This window comes from Oceanobacillus alkalisoli (assembly GCF_021556485.1).
GTDB lineage: Bacteria > Bacillota > Bacilli > Bacillales > Amphibacillaceae > Oceanobacillus > Oceanobacillus alkalisoli.
Window position 1 is genome coordinate 80,321 of sequence record NZ_JAKGBW010000002.1, and the last position, 18,184, is coordinate 98,504.

Sequence of the window (18,184 nt, forward strand, 5' to 3'; positions counted from 1 at the left end):
AAGGAGGGGGAAAGATGATAATTGGCGGCGTTCCTTTATGGGTATTTATTGTCATCTTATTGATATTCTTCAGTGGATATATGGCTTTTCGCACGATGCAAGCAGATAGGAAAACCGATCAGGAATTTATCGAAAGAGAAGGCGAGATATACATGGAGCGTATGAGAGAGGAAAAAGAGAGAAAAGCACTTCGGGAACAGGAATGAAGAAAAAGCTACTTTCCAAAATGGAAGTAGCTTTTTCTTTGTTTTACCCCTCTGCGCCTTCAGACTCTTCAGGTTCTTCGGGCTCTACAGGCTCAAACATATCTTCAAATTCACTAATTTTCACGTTAACATCTGCTTCTTGAAGCAGACTGTCGATTTTCGTAGCTGCTTGGGACATGTCCATTTTCGCAATCTGCAGTTCTCGACGAATATCTTCTTTAACATCCTCGAGTTCTTCAACATCTTCCACGTCACGAATATCATTTACTTTAATAATATGGAATCCATATTCTGATTGAACAGGCTCACTAATTTCGTCAACTTCCATGTTAAAAACAGCGTCTTCAAATTCAGGAACCATGCTGCCAGCAGAGAAATAGCCAAGATTACCTTCATCTTGAGCGGATCCATCCGTTGAGTACTCCGCGGCCAACTCCCCAAAGTCCTCACCATCGTCAAGCTTTTCTTTCACTTCATTCGCTGTTTCTTCGTCTGCTACAAGGATATGCTGGGCATCAATTTCAATTTTTGAGCGGTCATAGTGCTGTTCAATTTCTTCATCCGTAACTTCAATATCCTCTGCTAAGGCTTGTTCTTGCAGGAGACTCAGATAAAGGACGTCAGCATAATCTTCTTCACTCTGGAAGCCGCTCTGCTGCAGAACCATATCAAAGTTCTCGCCAAATTGCTCTTTGGCGGTTTCAATTTCTTCTTCAATCATCTCATCTGAAACTTCGTATTTATCCTCTAAGACCTTAACGGTAACTAATTCTCTTAATACTTCTTCCCCGTATCGATCTTTCAATTCCTCATAAAAATCTTCTTTCGTTATGTCCCCTGCACTTGTTTCCACTACTGCTTCCGAATCATCCCCACTGCAGGCTGATAAAGTAAGGACTCCAGCAGTCACTAGTGCAACTATGGCAAATTTCTTCATATTGAACACTCCTAATCATTATGTCTTTGCAATTTAATGAATTTCATAATACGTATTTAATGCATCACCATCACCATATGTAGTTGAGTTGGTTCGTTCCCAACTACATATGGTGATGGGAAAGCCGACTTTGGTAATTATGAAATTCATTCAATTAATCACATGTTTAAATATATCATATATTATGATGAAAGAAATAGTAAAACAGCGAATACCTCATAAATACCTTTAAACTGCCACATTTAGAATCCGAAGATAAGAACATACGAGCATGGTGACCATAATCATGTTGATTACTTTATATACCCGCTTTGATTTCAATTCGTTCAATTCCATCTTTCGGCAGAAGTTATACGTCATTGTATTGAAAATTAACAAAACGATAAAAGCAAAAAAGAGATAAAAAATAAACAATCAAAGCCCCCCTGTATCTTTCCAAAATCTATATCCTCTACTGTACCAAATAATCGAATAGCTGAACAGTCTCAAGCGAAGTCGTAAGTAAAGAATGAATGTATTCATTCTTCTATCCAGAGAAATTGTATGATATGATTTACATACTCAGCTAATTTAAGATAGGTGTGTAGCGTCAGGAGGTGGAGTGGAAATGAAGGATGACAGCGGGACGATAACTTCTTTTCAAATTCAATTACTTTCACGAATTATTGATATGAATGAATATCCTTTTATAAAATTGGTGATTGAACATAATATAAGCGAAGAAGAGTATGATGAATTATTTTCCCTTCTGAAGCTCCAGCAGGCTGTGTATGAGGAACAGAAAGAAGAAGGTTTATTAGATTTCAGTTCGCTCCTCATGGAATTTGCCGGGTTATTAAATGAAAAACTGGACCCAACAACGACGATTCACGCCCTCCGCCGAGAAAGATATTTTCCGGAACTAATGGATGAATACATAAAAATCTTAAAAGAATCATAAAAAAACAGGACGCCGTTTATAGCTCGCGCGACCTGTTTTTATCATGCATGAACGGTCTGTAACACCCTCACCTTTACATGAGGGAAGCCCAACATGTAAGGGAGGGGGATAAACAGTCCGTAAACCCTTGATTCTGTTCAACTAACATTCAGTGAGGGAGGTAAGGCTCCCCTCCCTGAATGAAGTTTCGCTTTATTAAATACTTTTCACTTTATCTTCAAGGTCTTTTAAGCTTGCTTCGATTTGTTCGAGATAATGGTAAATTCCCTCTTGGTGAGGTTCGACGGTTTCTTTCCACTCTTCCACCGATTTTTTCATTTCATCTGTTAATTCTTTTACAATTACAACTCCTTCTTTAGAAGTTTCACGAAGTTGACTTTTTAAATTATTGATCAGATTCAACATATCAATGAACTGATCTTTCAGGCGGTTCCTGACATCACGACCTGATTCAGGAGTACTGAGTAATGCTGCTGAGGCGCCAATTGCGCCACCAACAAGGATTCCAAGAACTATTGATTTACTTGACATAACAGATCTGCTCCCTTCTGCTTATACTGCTATTTTTCACTATTCCCAGATAAACGAAACATGGAAATAAGTTTTCTACTTCCATTATAACAGATTTAATACCAGGTGCTAATTCTTTCTATAAAAAAATCCTCTAATCGAAATTAGAGGATGTCTGCTTATGATACAGATACAGGATTGGTCCGTCTGAAGATACCTTGCACAATCGGATAAACAACTACCATAATTACGGTATTCACTGCCATTGCAGGAAGAACAACAAACAGGAAGAGGGAAATTAATCCGCCTTCTGGAATACCTGCGATTAAAGAAATGACTGTAACGAAAATTGAACCACTGATCAATGTTCCAATTCCTGCAAGTGCAGGTGCTGTAATGTTCTCGTTTAACCGACCCTTTAATGCAAGGAAAATCGCAAGAACGATAAATGCAGTGATTGGTTTATCGATGACGTTCGCAATTTGACCGCCAGGTGCTCCGGTTGTTAGTGCTGACATGATCCCTGTTGCTAAAGAAAGCACAAGGACGTATTTCGGTTTCGGGAATAAGAAAATCCCGAGAAACATCATGGACAGCAGCATATCCGGCTTCACTCCGAAAAACAGCGGTGGAATAATTGCGTGTAATACCGCTCCGATACCTACAAGCAACGACAATATAACTAAAATTTTAACTTTCATTCTAAATCTCTCCTATTCTCTTCTCATCTAAAGTTTCCAACTGTACACTCGTTGTCAGTTGCGAAACATTACCCCTATTATACCAGAATTACGCGGAAATGGACAGAGGAAGTTTTTATACAATTCCGTTATTATTTTATCCCGGTGTAGCCGTCCGTAAAACTCCCACTTCAAACCTCCAGGTCATGTCGGAAAAGTTTAGGTGGAGATAACGAGCGGTTTTCACCCCGATTCTTTCAACTAACACTCAGTGGGGAAAGAGAGCTCTCACTGAATAGTTTCACTTTATGTTCCCGCTTATTTCGCCCGCGATTTGTTGTAAGTCCTCGCTTGTATATTGATCATCATGAACCGTCCATCCTAGATCATATCCATCGCCTTCACCATAACGGGGAATGAGATGGAGATGTAAATGGAATACCGATTGTTCTGCAGCAGCTTCGTTGTTATTTAGCACGTTCATTCCTTTTGGCTTATATGCTTCTTTAATCGCATTAGCAATTTTAGGAATGCGCTCAAATAACTCTCTTGCTACCTCTGGTGTGGTTTCATAAATGTTTTTCGTGTGTGTCTTGGGAATAACCAATGTATGTCCCTTCGTTACTTGGCTAATATCTAAAAACGCATAGACATGCTCATCCTCATATACCTTTGCAGAAGGGATCTCACCTTCAATAATTTTACAGAAAATACAATCCGCATGACTCATAAAACCTTCACTCCTTCTATGTATTCGTACATCCATTGTACCTGCTAAGGCGTGAAAATTCAAAAATTAAAAGCAGCTTTTATGTCAAAAAAATAAACAGGACTGGTCCAAGGGGGAGAACCAGCCTGCTTTAAGAAGACAGCGAGATACAACATGCAGCAGCTTACTAGTGGGGAAGGTAAACGAAACTGGAGTGAAAATAGCTCGTTCACACAAATCATTTCTTAAAAATTAACAGGATTAATTTTTAAGGAAAGAGTAAGGATTTAAAAAGCGTTTCTGCAAGTCATCGTTATTTGTGCGTAACACAGAACCAGGCATTTTTAACACCTCACTTGTGATACATTCAAATTACTTTCTGTATCTTGCTGTCTTCGGTTTTTATTTTGTTCCGTTTCCTGATTCTTATTCATCCAAACGAAAAAACCTCATCTTTTTTCACAGCCACAAGCAGAGATTGCTCTCATACAGCGTAAGTAATTTGCTCATTCTCTTGAAATGCTCTCTAATCACCGTTCAGTTGCCCGGTGGACGGATGAGCATCCTTAGGCACTGCTAGAGCTTCTCGGGCTGAGCACTAAGGGGTCTCCAGGCTCGTGCTGTTCCCGCAGGAGTCACCGTCCACCGGGAAACTGAACTGGTGGGAATTATTAATATTAATAGCATTATTCCAGTGCCATGCCGTGATAAAATTATATCTTTGAAATAATAAACTGTGATCTCAATATGACCTTTCCTGGTAGCAGTCCAGACACCTCGAGACTCCTGCGGGAGGCCGGCTGAAAACGGTCACGTCCTGTGACCAACACCGGCATTAGAACTTCCTGTTCGGAGGTAGGCCTGGCGAGACCCCGCAGCGCGTTAGCGCGAGGAGGCTTGCCGGCCGCTCAGCAGGTGCGGGAGGTGTCTGGACTGCAGACCCTCCAGTAGAAAGTTTCAGGGTCAGGCACACTTACGCTGTATGAAAGTGTGAGATAAATGGAGGAGGGGCGCGGTATATTTTGGCAAGCGATTGTAAAGATGATAAAATTAATTGAAAGTATGAAGGAGGTTGACTCACGTGGATTCTTTATTACATATTGAAAATGTACATGGCGGATATACTCATAAAAACGTTTTACACGGGATTTCCTTTGACGTGTATCCAAATGAAATCGTTGGATTAATCGGACTCAATGGAGCGGGAAAAAGTACAGCTATTAAACATATAATCGGTCTTATGCAACCGAAAAAAGGAAAGATTGTTGTAAATGGAAAGACGTTTCAGGAAAATTCGACAACTTACCGTGGCCAAATGGCATACATCCCAGAGATGCCGATTCTTTATGATGAATTAACGTTATATGAGCATTTGCGACTTACAGCGATGACTTACGATATACCGGAAGATGTATTTGAAAAAAGATTGGATCCGTTGCTGAAGGAGTTCCGCATGGAAAAAAAACTAAACTGGTTCCCCGTTCATTTTTCAAAAGGGATGCGGCAAAAAGTAATGATCATGTGTGCTTTTTTAATTGAGCCACCCCTATATATTGTGGATGAGCCGTTTGTCGGTCTAGACCCGCTTGGGATCTCCTCCTATTTACAGTTAATGGAAGATATGAAAGAAAAAGGTTCCGGCGTGTTGATGTCGACACATATTCTTGCTACGGCCGAAAGATATTGCGATCGTTTCATCATTATCCATGAAGGCGAAATCAGGGCATATGGCACGTTGGAGGACTTGCGTCAAAGTTTCGGAATGCCCGGAGCAACATTAGATGATTTATATTTACGTTTAACGAAGGAAGAGGATAGCGATGTTTGATTCTCATGCCTTTTATAAAAAACGGCTAGCTTCTCATATGAAAGAATTAGGGCGTTATACGCGTTATATTTTTAACGGGCATATTGCCTTTGCATTATTCTTCTTCATTGCTGCGGTTGCTTATTATTATCAAGCGTGGCTTGCTCAGCTCCCGGAGAATTTCCCGACTGCTGCTATCATCGGTATAGCATTTGGGCTTGTTGTAAGTTACAGTCCGGTCCGAACCTTACTGCAGGATCCGGACCTTGTTTTCTTGCTTCCCGCAGAAGAGAAGATGAAGCCGTATTTCCGAAATTCAATCATTTATAGCTTCGTCATTCAACTCTATTTAATCCTGCTTGTTGCAGCGGCATTAGGTCCGTTGTATACGGCAAGTTATCCAGGAAGGGAAGGGAATGCTTACTTACTTACCATCGTTGTTCTGCTTATTTTTAAAGTGGCTAACCTCCTTGCGAACTGGTGGATGTACCGGACTAGGGACAGCAATCACCGCCGCTTGGAATTATTGGTGCGCACCGTGATGAATATTCTTGTCTTTTATTTTCTGATTGCAGGTGAAATGCTTGGTGCCTGTATCGTGACCATTCTTTTTGCAGCACTTTTCCTTTACAATTATTTCTTAGCGGCAAGACAAGCGGGATTAGTTTGGGACTTATTGCTGGAAAAGGATCAGAACCGTATGCAGGCGTTTTACCGGATTGCGAACATGTTCAGTGATGTTCCGCATATTAAATCAAGTGTAAGGAAGCGGCAATGGCTCGTATCGCTCGTCACAAAAAACATTCCTTTTGAAAAACGGCATACCTTTGATTATTTGTATCGGATTACATTTGTGCGAAGCGGGGATTATGTTGGAATGTACGTCCGGTTAATTATTATTGGCGGATTGTTCATTTACCTTATCCCAAATATTTGGGTGAAGCTGTTATTCGTTATACTGTTTCTTTATATGAGCAGCTTCCAGATGATGACCCTCTATCAGCATCACAGGACGATTATGTGGCTTGATATTTATCCGGTTGAAAAAACGGACAGGCAGCACTCACTTGTGAAATTAATTTTTCAGCTTACGATCTTCCAAACGATTCTTTTCGCTTGTATTTTTATACTGATGCAGGAATACACGGGTTTTCTCTTCGCAATTGTTGCAGGAATAGTTTTCACCTACGTATTCGTTAACGGCTATGTCAGAAGAAAGTTAACTTAGATTGGGGATTGCTGATGAGAGCTAGAAAGAATATTTTGCTGCTTATCTTTATTGTTTTAATAATTATTACAGGCATTTGGGTGTTACAACTTCTAGAAGGGAATATGCCTTATGTTGACCAAGCTACAAGAAGATTTGCAGATTTGCTTGGACAATCCTTTCTTTTGGAGCCGTTTCAGTTCATAACACACCTCGGCTCCAGCTTCTTTTTGTATCCATTTGTCGCTGTTGTTACGATTTTTTTATTTATTTGGTTCAAGCACTGGCTGCCAGCGGTCTTCTTCGGTGGCGGGATTTATCTAAGCCACAAGATAAACCATGGAATCAAGCTCTTGATTACGAGAGAGCGACCGAGTATTTCCGTAAGCCTGAATGCGGAAGGGTATAGTTTCCCGTCCGGACATTCGATGATATCTCTTGTTTGCTACGGGTTACTTGCCTATTTCATTACTCGAAAATTAAAATCAAAAAGGTTAATTTCAATGGTGCAAATCGGTTTTGCGGTTCTGATATTTCTCATTGGAATCAGCAGATACATTATTAATGTTCATTATTTAACTGATGTATTAGCCGGTTTCTTTTTTGGATACTTGCTGCTTATCGGTTTGATTTTCCTATACGAAAAGTTGATGAAAAAAATTTCTTCTTCTAAAAACGGAGAGATAAGCAATTAGGTCAGTTCACAGATAAAAAGGCGGCAGAACGTAGACTTTGCCATCTATTTCTATGTGGATCCGTTGCATTAACTTTACGAAATAGTCATAAACTTCAAGACTTAGAAATTGTATTTTCATTTTTTCATTCGTATAATGAAAAAGGAAAAGAAACAGAGAGGACCCAAATTATGCAAACATTGTCGAAAAAAGCAGAGAACCTTTTGCTGATCATTTGGGTACAAGCTTTTGTAGCTACTACTGGGAGTCTATTCTACTCGGAAGTGATGGGATATATTCCTTGTGAGCTATGCTGGTATCAGCGGATTTTAATGTACCCGTTAGTCATCATTTATGGACTGGCACTCTGGAAGAAAGATGTAAAAATGACATTGGCAGGATTGATATTAAGCGGGATCGGGATGTTTGTCTCCACATATCATTATTTACTGCAAAAAGTTCCAGCTCTTCATGAAGTTGGTGGATCATGTAGTGGTGCTGTACCATGTAATGCAATTTACGTAAATTATTTAGGTTTTATTACGATTCCATTCATGGCTGGTGTAGCTTTCATTGTGATCTTTGTATTACATCTGCTTTTGGTTAAAGAAATGAGGAGGAATTAATTCGAATGGGTAAGAAAATTACGATTATTGTTTCGGTGATTGTAGTATTATTTATAGCGCTCTTCTTTGCGCTCAATTATAAAAATAACAAAGCGCTTGAAGGGGAGAATCCATATGGAACGAATGACCTTGATCAAGCAACGATTGACCAATTGGATGATCCATTATACGGCAATCAAATTTTGCCGGATGATTTGATGGAACAGGTGGAAAGCGGGGAGCCGACAACGGTCTATTTCTACAGTCCAACTTGTGTATATTGTCAGCAGACAACGCCTTATCTTGTTCCGTTGACGGAGGAGATGGATGTCGATATGAAGAAATTGAATTTGCTTGAATTTGGTAATGAAGCAGCGCCATTTGCCATCCGTTCTACACCAACACTTGTGTACTATGAGAACGGTGAAGAAGTTGCACGTCTCGAAGGTCAATATCCGGAAGAGCAATATGAACAATTCTTTAATGAATATGTTCATGCTACGGAATAAACAAAAAGGTTACGAGCTTAATGTTGGTAACCTTTTTTATATGGAACAGCCTATCACTTTCATTCAGCGTAAGTGTGTCAAACTCCGAAATTTTCTACTGGAGGTCCGCAGTCCAGACACCTCTCGCACCTGCTGAGCGGCTGGTGAGCCTCCTCGCAGGCAAGCCTGCTGCGGGGTCTCACCAGGCTTACCTCCGAACAGGAAGTTCTAATGCCGGCATTGGTCACAGGACGTGACCGTTCTTAGCTGGCCTCCCGCAGGAGTCTCGAGGTGTCTGGCCTACTCCAGGAAAAACCTAATTTGGAACGCTATTTATTATTCCAAAGATATAATTTTTTCGTGACATGGCCCTGCAATAAATGGTATTAATAATAATCATCTCAACCAGTTCAGTTGCCCGATGGACGGTGACTCCTGCGGGAATAGCACGAGCCTGGAGCCCCCTTAGTGCTCAGCCCGAGGAGCTCTAGCAGTGCCTAAGGATGCGCATCCGTTCACCGGGCAACTGAACGGCGATTCAAGCTCCGAACTAAATGAACGTGCAAAACACTTTCGCTGCATGAAAGCAGTCTTTATTTAGGTTGCAAAGTAGTGCAGGTTATTCTTCTTCCGCATACATATCATACGTCGCGATATAAGCATTTTTAAAAAAGTAAGAAGCTGATTTCCCGGTGTCAAATTGATGGGCCTCTTGGAATGTATCGGATGATTTCCAGTCTTCAAAGTCTTTTTTCGAAGCCCATTGGGTAAGTATGACATATGTGCTCCCTTGATAAGGACGCAATACGCGGAATGCTTGAAAACCTGGCATCGCTTCCACGGCCTGTTTGCGTCTTTTGAACCGATCTTCAAATAATGCATTGCTCTCTTCATCGACCGGTACATTATTCATCACGACATAACCAGTCTCGCGAATTTCCCCCGCTTTTTCCAGAATTTCATATTTCCGGCCCGCTTGAAAAATCTCTTCTCTAGGATGCTCATAGTAGAGAAGTCCACCCGCATTATTTTTCATGAGTTTCAGCTCTAGTTCTTCATGTTTTTTTTCGATTTTCAACAAAAAGTCAATTGTCCCGTTTGTCATATAAGCATTCAAAACAATTCCCCTTTCCATATCTAGTCTATATCTTTATTCTACCCTAAAACCCGTTTCTGTACGCAATAAGAAAGATTGCATGAACGACCTGTAATACTACCACCTCTAAACAGGAGGGAATCCCAATAGGTAAGGTTGGGGAATAGGCAGTCCGTAAATCTCTGATTCTGTTCAAGGAATATTCAGTGGGGGGGGGAGGAGCCCGACTGAATGAAGTTTCACTTTATGCATGTAGAATATTGTCGTATAATGCAGAGATAGAGGTGGAATAATGGATAAACCGAATCAAATGAAGTTGAACCTGAAACTGAAATGGATTGTCATTAGCTTCATTTCCATTATAAGTTTAGTTTTGGCTGGTTATGCTATCATTATCTATTTCGGCAGTCAAATTGTCGATGATAATGCTCTTATCCTTGCAGAGACGACAACAATTGAAACGATTGATGGTGAGGTGATTGCAGAACTTTACCAAGAAAACAGGGATTATATTTTGCTTGATGATATACCTGAACATGTGCAAGAGGCCTATATAGCGATTGAAGACAGAAGGTTTTATGAACACTCCGGCATTGACATAAAATCAATCATGCGTGCAGTGTACCGGGATATTATTGCCATGAGCAAGGTAGAGGGTGCGAGCACGATTACACAGCAGCTCGTAAAAAATCTCTTTTTATATAATGATAAAACATGGACTCGTAAAGCAAAAGAAGCGTCTGCTGCGATTTACTTGGAAAGGAATCTGTCAAAAGAAGAAATTCTAGAGCTCTATCTGAATGAAATTTACTTCGGTCATGGTGTATACGGGATTGAGAAGGCTGCAAACTATTACTTTTCAAAACATGCGAGCGAACTATCGATCGGAGAAGGCGCATTGCTTGCTGGATTAGCGAAGGCTCCAAATGGGTATTCACCGATTGACCACCCGGAAAAAGCGCTCGAACGAAGAAATGTTGTACTTGGCACAATGAAAAATGCCGGTATGATCTCCGCAGAAACGAAACAAATGGAACAAGGAAAAACACTTGGTTTACAACTCGAAGAATCAGCTAGCACGCCATGGGTTGATAGTTATGTCGACTTGGTCATTAAGGAAGCCCAGGAAAAGAGTCAGCTTCCGGTTGATGAACTAAGAAGGGGAGGGTATCGGATTGTTGTTGGTTTAGATGAAACAATCCAACAGAAGGCTTACGAAATGTTCGAGAAGGATGATTATTTCCCTGGAAATACTTCTGACGCAGAAGGAGCCTTTGTCATGATGGAACAAACTTCAGGTAAAATAATTGCTGCAATCGGTGGTAGAGATTATACTTTCGGTGACTTGAACCGGGTTACGGTTAATCGGCAACCGGGTTCAACGTTCAAGCCACTAGCCGTCTACGGGCCAGCGCTAATGCAAGAAGATACCTTTACACCGTATTCGCTTCTTCCAGATGAACAGGCTGTGAATGGAGATTATTCTGTTGCCAATGTCGATGATATGTATCAAAAGGCAGTCAGTATATATGACAGCCTCGTCGCATCAAAGAACGTTCCAGCCGTCTGGTTACTTAATCAAATCGGTATTCCTTATGCGAAAAGCTATTTAGAAAAAATGGACATGCTGATTGAGGATCAGGACTTAGCAATTGCACTTGGCGGGCTTCATGAAGGAGTTACACCACTTAATCTTATCGAAGCATACCGGACATTTGCCCAGGATGGAAAATTCATGAAGGCTTATACAATTGAAGGAATTTATGATCATAACGAATCGCTTATTTATGAAAATACTTTAGAAGAAAGAGAAGTATTTACGCCGCAAGTTGCCTGGAATATGACAGAAATGCTTATGAAGGCAGTGGATGCACTACCAGAGGAAGCTGGAACGTATTCGAAGGCGCTTGCCGGGAAGACCGGAACAACCCAACATCCCCAAGTAGAAAATGAAGTGAAGGATGCTTGGTTTGTCGGATTTACTCCAGAATTTGTGCTGGCAGCTTGGACTGGTTATGATAAATCAGATGCAGATCATTATTTAACAGGTGGAAGTGTTTACCCGACCAGGCTTATTCAAGATATATTGACAGAAATCGACAAACTACATCCTTTAGCTGAAACGTTTGAAAAGCCGGATACAGTGGAAGCACTTGCTGAACCAGTACAAATTGCTCCGGTAACGAATGTTCAAGCAGCGTACGAATGGGGTGGACTTTCTCTCGTGAGGGGAAAAATCAGTTGGGATCCATTGCATGATGACCGAGCTGTCTATCGGGTTTATGAAGAAAGAGATGGAATTGATAGACGGGTTGGGGAAGTACAGGGTGAGAGTGAGTATGTGATTGACCATGCATTGTTTAAGCATAAAAAATATTATGTAGTCACTTATGACCCGTTCACAAAGCTTGAAAGCAGGAAATCAGAAACAGTTATTTTGAACTAAGATTTTAGACAAATTAATGACATTCATGTTTTATACTATACATGCTTATTAATAATCGTTATAGTTTAAGATGGCGAAAGTGATAATGATAAAAGGATGAAATAAATGACGAAAAAGATGAATGACACAATTTTACAAGCATATCGCGGAAAAGAAACAAGTTACACACCTGCCTGGTTTATGCGGCAGGCAGGGAGATCTCAGCCAGAATATCGGGAAATCAAGAAAAAATATTCTCTATTTGAAATCACACACCAGCCTGAGTTGAGTGCTTATGTCACGAGACTGCCAGTAGAAAATTATAATGTGGATGCAGCAATTCTTTATAAAGATATTATGACACCACTCCCAGCATTGGGGGTTGATGTAGAAATCAAAGCAGGTATTGGTCCGGTCATCGATAATCCGATTCGCACATTTCAAGATGTGGAGGCACTAGGAACGATCAATCCAAGTGCGGATATTCCTTATATTCTTGATACGATTCGCATTTTGACAGAGGAACAGCTAAACGTTCCGCTAATTGGCTTTAGTGGTGCACCCTTCACATTGGCAAGCTACATGATTGAAGGTGGACCATCGAAAAATTATCACGAAACCAAAAAACTCATGTACCGCGAACCGGAAACATGGTTCCTGTTGATGGACAAATTGGCAGACATGATTATTACATACGTTGAAGCCCAAGTGGAAGCAGGGGCTCGAGCAATCCAGCTTTTTGATTCTTGGGTAGGATCATTGAATGCCCCGGATTACCGTGTGTTCATTAAACCGATAATGACGAGAATCTGCAGTGAATTACGGAAGCTCGACGTTCCACTTATTATTTTCGGAGTAGGTGCTCGTCATCTCTTGCTTGAATGGAACGATCTTCCGGTAGACGTAATCGGCCTGGACTGGAGAACATCGATTACGGAAGCAAGGAATATGGGTGTAACGAAAGTGTTGCAAGGTAATCTTGATCCCGTCATGCTTTTAACCGAATGGGAAAATATTGAGAAACGCACGAAGAAAATCTTAGATGAAGGCCTAGAGCAAGGCAAGCATGTCTTTAATCTCGGACATGGTGTAACGCCGGAAATTAAGCCGGAAACATTGAAAAAACTGACAAAGTTAGTTCATGAATACAGCAAGCGTTCTTAAAAATAAATGACGCAATGAATATTAAAGATGAGGTGTTTTAAAAATGGCAAAAAAAATAAAAGGCTTATTAGTAATGGCATATGGGACCCCGACAAAAGAAGAAGATATTGAACCTTATTACACACATATCAGACACGGCAGAAAACCAGAGCCGGAAGCACTTCAGGATTTGAAGGAGCGCTATGAAGCAATTGGCGGCGTATCCCCGCTTGCGAAAATTACAGAAGATCAAGCGAATGGCCTATGTGCCAAGTTAAATGAAGTACAAGATGAAGTGGAATATAAAGTATATATCGGACTGAAACATATTACACCATTTATTGAAGAAGCTATAGATCAAATGGCAGAAGATGGAATTAAGGAAGCTGTTTCCATCGTCTTGGCCCCACATTATTCTACATTCAGCATTAAATCATATAACGAGCGGGCAAAAGAAGAGGCAGATAAACATGGCATAACGCTTGCTTCTGTTGTCGATTGGTATAACGAACCAGGTTATATCAAGTTCTGGGCAGACGGTATTAAAGCTATTTATGATGAGCTGCCGAAAGAGGAACAAGAAAAAACGGTGCTGATCGTTTCAGCTCATAGCTTGCCAGAGAAAATCATCCAATCTGGTGACCCATATCCGGAACAGCTGGCAGAAACCGCGAAGCTTATTTCTGAAGCTACCGGAATTAAAAATTATGAAGTAGGCTGGCAGAGTGAAGGGAACACTCCTGATCCATGGCTCGGGCCGGACGTCCAAGATTTAACCCGTGATTTATACAATGAAAATGGCTACCGTTCCTTTATTTATGCTCCAGTTGGATTTGTTGCCGATCATTTGGAAGTTTTATATGACAATGACTACGAATGTAAAGTCGTTTGTGATGAAGTAGGTGCGAACTACTATCGTCCGGAAATGCCGAACGTTGCACCGTTATTCATCGAAACATTGGCAGATGTGGTGTTGAAAACAGAAAAGCGTGACGCGCATGCGTAATATTGTAATTATCGGCGGCGGTATAACAGGTTTATCCGCCGCCTTTTACTTACAGCAAGAAAGTAAGCGTAAGCACGAACCGATCAACCTCAACTTGATTGAAGCAAGTGAGCGGCTTGGCGGAAAGATAAAGACGATGAAGCGCGATGGGTTTACAATCGAACAAGGTCCTGACTCCTTGCTCTCTAGAAAACCAGCCATCGTCCGATTGACAAGGGATCTTGGATTAGAAGATGAAATGATTTTTAACGAGACAGGCTCGTCTTTCATTCTCGTTGATGGAAAGCTTCACCAAATGCCAGCTGGTACGTTTATGGGAGTTCCGAAAGAAGAGCAAGCAATTATGGATACGGGAATCTTTACCGAAGCAGGAAAGAAGCGAGCGCTGGAAGAGCAAGAGATTCCAAAGGGCGGGCCAGCGGAGGATCAGTCCCTCGGTTTATTTATGCGAAGAAGATTTGGTGATGAAGCGGTGAACCGTTTAATTGCCCCGATGCTTGCTGGGATTCACTCCGGGGATATTGATGCGATGAGCTTGATGGCAATCTATCCGCTATTTTACGAACTGGAACAGAAGTACGGAAGTGTCATGAAGGGATTACAGCAACATATGTCTAATCGACCTGTCATGAAGGAAAAACGTTCATCCGGAATATTTTTCTCCTTTAAAGACGGATTGGAAACATTAATTCACCAGTTGCATGATAAATTAGCTGAAGATACCGTAAGCACAGGAGTGGCGGCTGAACAGATTGTAAAGACAGACTCCGGCTATGAAATTCACTTAGAATCAGGCGAGAAGCTTGCTGCTGATGCTGTTATCCTTGCAACAGAGCATTCGGCGGTTCCAAAGCTCTTCAACGAACATCATTTTTTACAGGATCTGAAGCAGATTCCTGCTGTCTCAACGGCAAATGTAGTGATGGCGTTTAATGCGGATGCGATTGAAAATGATCTTGACGGGACCGGGTTTCAAGTCGCTCGTGAAGGCGATATTGAAATTACAGCTTGTACGTGGACGAATAAGAAATGGCCTTCCACAACACCGGAAAATAAAGTATTGCTCCGTGTTTATGTCGGACGTCCAGAAAGACAAGCATTCATGAAGTTAAGCGATGAGGCGTTAACGGAACTAGTGTTGGATGAATTGAAGAAAGTAATGACGATAAATGCGGATCCTGAGTTTACAGTCGTTACACGCTGGAAGGATGCGCGTCCGCAATATCAAATCGGTCACCGTGAACTCATTCAACGTATTCGTGATGAACTTTCGACCGAGCTACCCGGTATCCAAATCATCGGTAGCTCTTACGACGGCGCTGGTATTCCTGATTGTGTAGCAAATGGAAAAAAGGCCGCACTCGAAGCTTTGCGATTTTTGAAAAATAATTGATGATAAAAAACATCGGTCAGATTCGGCTCGGTGTTTTTTTATCCGTTGTATTTTTCTGAAAATTGAACTATAATAAAATTAAATATCCTTTCTATCTTGAAGGCGGTGAGGCATATCGTAAATTTTATGGACACGATAAAGAAGTGAATGATCAATACGAATTGAAAATTAAGACAAAATTCATTAGCCATTCCTGCATTATTACGTCACAAGAAACGCTAGATCGTCTGCGTGCTCTTTTCTATGATAAAGGGATTGAACAGGAAGTTACGGAGGTTGCGAACGGAGAAAATTCCGTAGAAAAAAATTACAGCCACTAAAAATCGCCTGGAATCAACAATAAGATCTCAGGCGATTTTTCTATTTATTCATCTTCATAGCTTGCAACTAATTCATCAACCAATGAACCGACATAATCGATCGCCACTTTAATCGCGTCAGGATTGGACATATCAACTCCCGCGAGTTTAATCAAATCAAGCGGCTTCTTCGTGCCGCCAGCCTTTAATACATCCAACCAGCGATTTACAGCAGGGCGCCCTTCATCTTTAATCATCTGAGCAACAGCTGTTGATACAGTGAGTCCAGCGGAATACGTATATGGATAGAGCCCCATATAGTAATGCTGCTGTCTCATCCATGTTAATCCGACCCGATCATCAATTGTAATACTATCTCCCCAGAAGTTCTTGATAACAGCGAGTTTCTGCTCTGTTAAGACATCAGCCGTGAGTGGCACACCATTTTCTGCTAAATCATAGACCCGGCGCTGTAATTCGCCTTCAAGTAAATGGGTGACGAAATTATGGTGATATGTACCAAGTAATTGGGTAATGACCCAGCGCTTCATCCGGACATCTTCTGTTGCTTGCATAAGGTGTTCGGCCAGCAGTAATTCATTTAAGGTGGATGGGGCTTCAATGAAATAAGTAGACGGACGTGTATTCATTAGAGATTGATTTTGTCCAGCCAAATAAAAGTGCCCGGCATGACCCATCTCATGTGCTAATACAAATGCACCACGCATCGTATCGGTCCAGGTGATCAAAATATAAGGATGCACCCCATATGGACTGGAACAGAATGCTCCGTTTGCTTTCCCAATATTATCAGCCCGGTCAATCCAGCCTTTGTGAATCGACTTCTTCATTATTTCATGATACTCCGGTCCCATTATGGAAAGGGCGTCAAGAATAATATCCGTAGCTTCTTCATACGTTGTTTGCGGATTGAATTCCGGATCAAGTGGTGCTTTTAAATCACAATAATGCAATTCTTCGAGACCAAGCTTCTCCTGCTTTAATTTGGCGTAACGCTGCATATGTGGCGCTAATTCTTTTCCGATGATATCAAGCTGATTATGGTACATCTCTTTGGTGACTTGCTGAGGAGCAAGCAGCATGTCGGTTACAGACGGGTATCTCCGGAGCTTTGCCATCGTCACTTGCTTTGTAACCTCCGTTGCATAAACCGCGGCAAATGTATTTTTATAGTTATCTAATGTTTTCGTAAGGGACTTGTAGGCATTCCTTCGTGTTGTTATATCGGCTGAGAATTCATAACGGTCTTCGAATAGAGATTCAGACATTGGTAGCTCGACACCTTCTGCGTTCGTGATCGGCTCAAATTGCATGTCCGCGGTTTTAGCCCGTTGATAAATTCCGTGCGGGGCTCCATGGACTTCACTAAGAGCTGCTAATGTTTCCTCCACTTCAGGTGTGAGCGTGTGGGGTTTATCTTCTAATGTGTCATACAAAATTTTTTCATATACTTTTAATTTCGGTTCCTCTGCTAGAAACTGCTGAACCTTATCACTCGTTAATTCCAGTAATTCCGAGTAGAAGAAGGAAAGCTTTGCATGAGTCTTTGCCATTACACTGCCCGTAAGTGCCGCGTCCCGCTGATTGTCTGGATCGGATCCATCCGCATTCACTTTTAAATTAGAATAGGTCGCTACACGGACTACTTTCTCCCGGTAGCTTTCAAGTGCTGCTAGTGCTCGGTGCAGAGTAGTGGCCGTTTCTGTTACTTTTCCTTTGAAGGCTGTCACTTGTTCTGCTTCTTTTTCTAAGCTTTCGATCCCAAGCTTCCAGCTTTCAGAGGTTGGGAATAGGTCCGTCAGCTTCCATGTCTGTTCTGCCGGTACTTCTTGACGTTTGGCACGTGTATTCGTCTGAATGGTCATTTTCAATTCCTCCTCTTGGTCATTTACTTCGATACTCTAAATAATTATAATACAAATAAAAATGGAAAGATAGGATTTTTCAGAAAGAAAAAAGGGCAGCTGTTCTTATGAACAACTGCCAAAAAGGAGAAATATGGTGTTATACTACAGTTGGAAACTAAATTAAAGTGAAG

General features: G+C 41.2%; 19 protein-coding genes. 12 read left to right on the top strand and 7 right to left on the bottom strand.

Annotated elements, in window-relative coordinates; genetic code table 11:
• Positions 1-14 precede the first annotated feature (14 nt).
• Positions 15-206 (top strand): sporulation YhaL family protein, encoded by a 192-nt coding sequence (locus LZD48_RS02555; RefSeq protein WP_255770370.1) that lies wholly within the window; start codon positions 15-17, stop codon positions 204-206.
• Between the two features lie 43 nt (positions 207-249).
• Here LZD48_RS02555 and LZD48_RS02560 read toward each other — a convergent pair whose 3' ends face one another.
• Both LZD48_RS02560 and LZD48_RS02565 read right to left on the bottom strand, forming a co-directional pair.
• Positions 250-1,143 (bottom strand): peptidylprolyl isomerase, encoded by an 894-nt coding sequence (locus LZD48_RS02560; RefSeq protein WP_235761169.1) that lies wholly within the window; start codon positions 1,141-1,143, stop codon positions 250-252.
• Positions 1,144-1,371: 228 nt separating this feature from the next.
• On the bottom strand, positions 1,372-1,557 hold the full coding sequence (locus LZD48_RS02565; RefSeq protein WP_235761170.1) for a hypothetical protein: 186 nt from the start codon (positions 1,555-1,557) through the stop codon (positions 1,372-1,374).
• Between the two features lie 193 nt (positions 1,558-1,750).
• Between LZD48_RS02565 and LZD48_RS02570 the strand changes: the two genes are divergently transcribed.
• Entirely contained in the window at positions 1,751-2,083 is a 333-nt protein-coding gene (locus tag LZD48_RS02570) for a DUF1878 family protein (protein ID WP_235761171.1), read from the top strand.
• Between the two features lie 195 nt (positions 2,084-2,278).
• Here the strand turns inward: LZD48_RS02570 and LZD48_RS02575 are convergent, their stop codons facing one another.
• The 3 genes from LZD48_RS02575 to LZD48_RS02585 all read right to left on the bottom strand — a co-directional run bounded on the left by LZD48_RS02575 (position 2,279) and on the right by LZD48_RS02585 (position 4,003).
• Entirely contained in the window at positions 2,279-2,614 is a 336-nt protein-coding gene (locus LZD48_RS02575) for a YtxH domain-containing protein (RefSeq protein WP_235761172.1), read from the bottom strand.
• Between the two features lie 158 nt (positions 2,615-2,772).
• The gene (locus LZD48_RS02580; RefSeq protein WP_235761173.1) at positions 2,773-3,294 is read right to left on the bottom strand and encodes a tryptophan transporter; all 522 of its coding nucleotides are present in this window, start codon (positions 3,292-3,294) and stop codon (positions 2,773-2,775) included.
• 280 nt (positions 3,295-3,574) lie between these two features.
• Positions 3,575-4,003, bottom strand: coding sequence for an HIT family protein (locus LZD48_RS02585; RefSeq protein ID WP_235761174.1), 429 nt, complete (start codon positions 4,001-4,003; stop codon positions 3,575-3,577).
• A 1,060-nt stretch (positions 4,004-5,063) separates the two neighbouring features.
• On the opposite strand from LZD48_RS02585, the gene LZD48_RS02590 reads away from it, so the two are divergent.
• The 5 genes from LZD48_RS02590 to LZD48_RS02610 all read left to right on the top strand — a co-directional run bounded on the left by LZD48_RS02590 (position 5,064) and on the right by LZD48_RS02610 (position 8,784).
• Entirely contained in the window at positions 5,064-5,810 is a 747-nt protein-coding gene (locus LZD48_RS02590) for an ABC transporter ATP-binding protein (protein WP_235761175.1), read from the top strand.
• The gene (locus LZD48_RS02595; protein WP_235761176.1) at positions 5,803-7,017 is read left to right on the top strand and encodes an ABC transporter permease; all 1,215 of its coding nucleotides are present in this window, start codon (positions 5,803-5,805) and stop codon (positions 7,015-7,017) included. The genes LZD48_RS02590 and LZD48_RS02595 overlap by 8 nt, the downstream gene beginning before the upstream one ends.
• A gap of 14 nt (positions 7,018-7,031) precedes the next feature.
• Positions 7,032-7,691, top strand: coding sequence for a phosphatase PAP2 family protein (locus LZD48_RS02600; protein WP_235761177.1), 660 nt, complete (start codon positions 7,032-7,034; stop codon positions 7,689-7,691).
• A gap of 170 nt (positions 7,692-7,861) precedes the next feature.
• Positions 7,862-8,296 carry a disulfide oxidoreductase gene (locus LZD48_RS02605; protein ID WP_235761178.1) on the top strand — a complete coding sequence of 145 codons (435 nt, stop codon included), beginning with the start codon at positions 7,862-7,864 and terminating at the stop codon, positions 8,294-8,296.
• Positions 8,297-8,301: 5 nt separating this feature from the next.
• Positions 8,302-8,784: a thioredoxin family protein gene (locus tag LZD48_RS02610; RefSeq protein ID WP_235761179.1), complete on the top strand. Its 483-nt coding sequence runs from the start codon at positions 8,302-8,304 to the stop codon at positions 8,782-8,784.
• Between the two features lie 598 nt (positions 8,785-9,382).
• On the opposite strand, the gene LZD48_RS02615 is transcribed toward LZD48_RS02610, so the two are convergent.
• Entirely contained in the window at positions 9,383-9,880 is a 498-nt protein-coding gene (locus LZD48_RS02615) for an antibiotic biosynthesis monooxygenase family protein (RefSeq protein ID WP_235761180.1), read from the bottom strand.
• Positions 9,881-10,151: 271 nt separating this feature from the next.
• Between LZD48_RS02615 and LZD48_RS02620 the strand changes: the two genes are divergently transcribed.
• The 5 genes from LZD48_RS02620 to LZD48_RS02640 all read left to right on the top strand — a co-directional run bounded on the left by LZD48_RS02620 (position 10,152) and on the right by LZD48_RS02640 (position 16,146).
• Positions 10,152-12,305 carry a transglycosylase domain-containing protein gene (locus LZD48_RS02620; RefSeq protein ID WP_235761181.1) on the top strand — a complete coding sequence of 718 codons (2,154 nt, stop codon included), beginning with the start codon at positions 10,152-10,154 and terminating at the stop codon, positions 12,303-12,305.
• Positions 12,306-12,410: 105 nt separating this feature from the next.
• Positions 12,411-13,448 carry a uroporphyrinogen decarboxylase gene (gene hemE / locus LZD48_RS02625; RefSeq protein ID WP_235761182.1) on the top strand — a complete coding sequence of 346 codons (1,038 nt, stop codon included), beginning with the start codon at positions 12,411-12,413 and terminating at the stop codon, positions 13,446-13,448.
• Positions 13,449-13,491: 43 nt separating this feature from the next.
• On the top strand, positions 13,492-14,433 hold the full coding sequence (gene hemH / locus LZD48_RS02630; RefSeq protein ID WP_235761183.1) for a ferrochelatase: 942 nt from the start codon (positions 13,492-13,494) through the stop codon (positions 14,431-14,433).
• Complete coding sequence (gene hemY / locus LZD48_RS02635) at positions 14,426-15,826, top strand: protoporphyrinogen oxidase (protein WP_235761184.1); 1,401 nt, start codon at positions 14,426-14,428, stop codon at positions 15,824-15,826. The genes hemH and hemY overlap by 8 nt, the downstream gene beginning before the upstream one ends.
• 62 nt (positions 15,827-15,888) lie before the next feature.
• Entirely contained in the window at positions 15,889-16,146 is a 258-nt protein-coding gene (locus LZD48_RS02640) for a hypothetical protein (protein ID WP_235761185.1), read from the top strand.
• Between the two features lie 44 nt (positions 16,147-16,190).
• Here LZD48_RS02640 and pepF read toward each other — a convergent pair whose 3' ends face one another.
• The gene (gene pepF / locus LZD48_RS02645) at positions 16,191-18,011 is read right to left on the bottom strand and encodes an oligoendopeptidase F (RefSeq protein ID WP_235761186.1); all 1,821 of its coding nucleotides are present in this window, start codon (positions 18,009-18,011) and stop codon (positions 16,191-16,193) included.
• Positions 18,012-18,184: the final 173 nt, after the last annotated feature.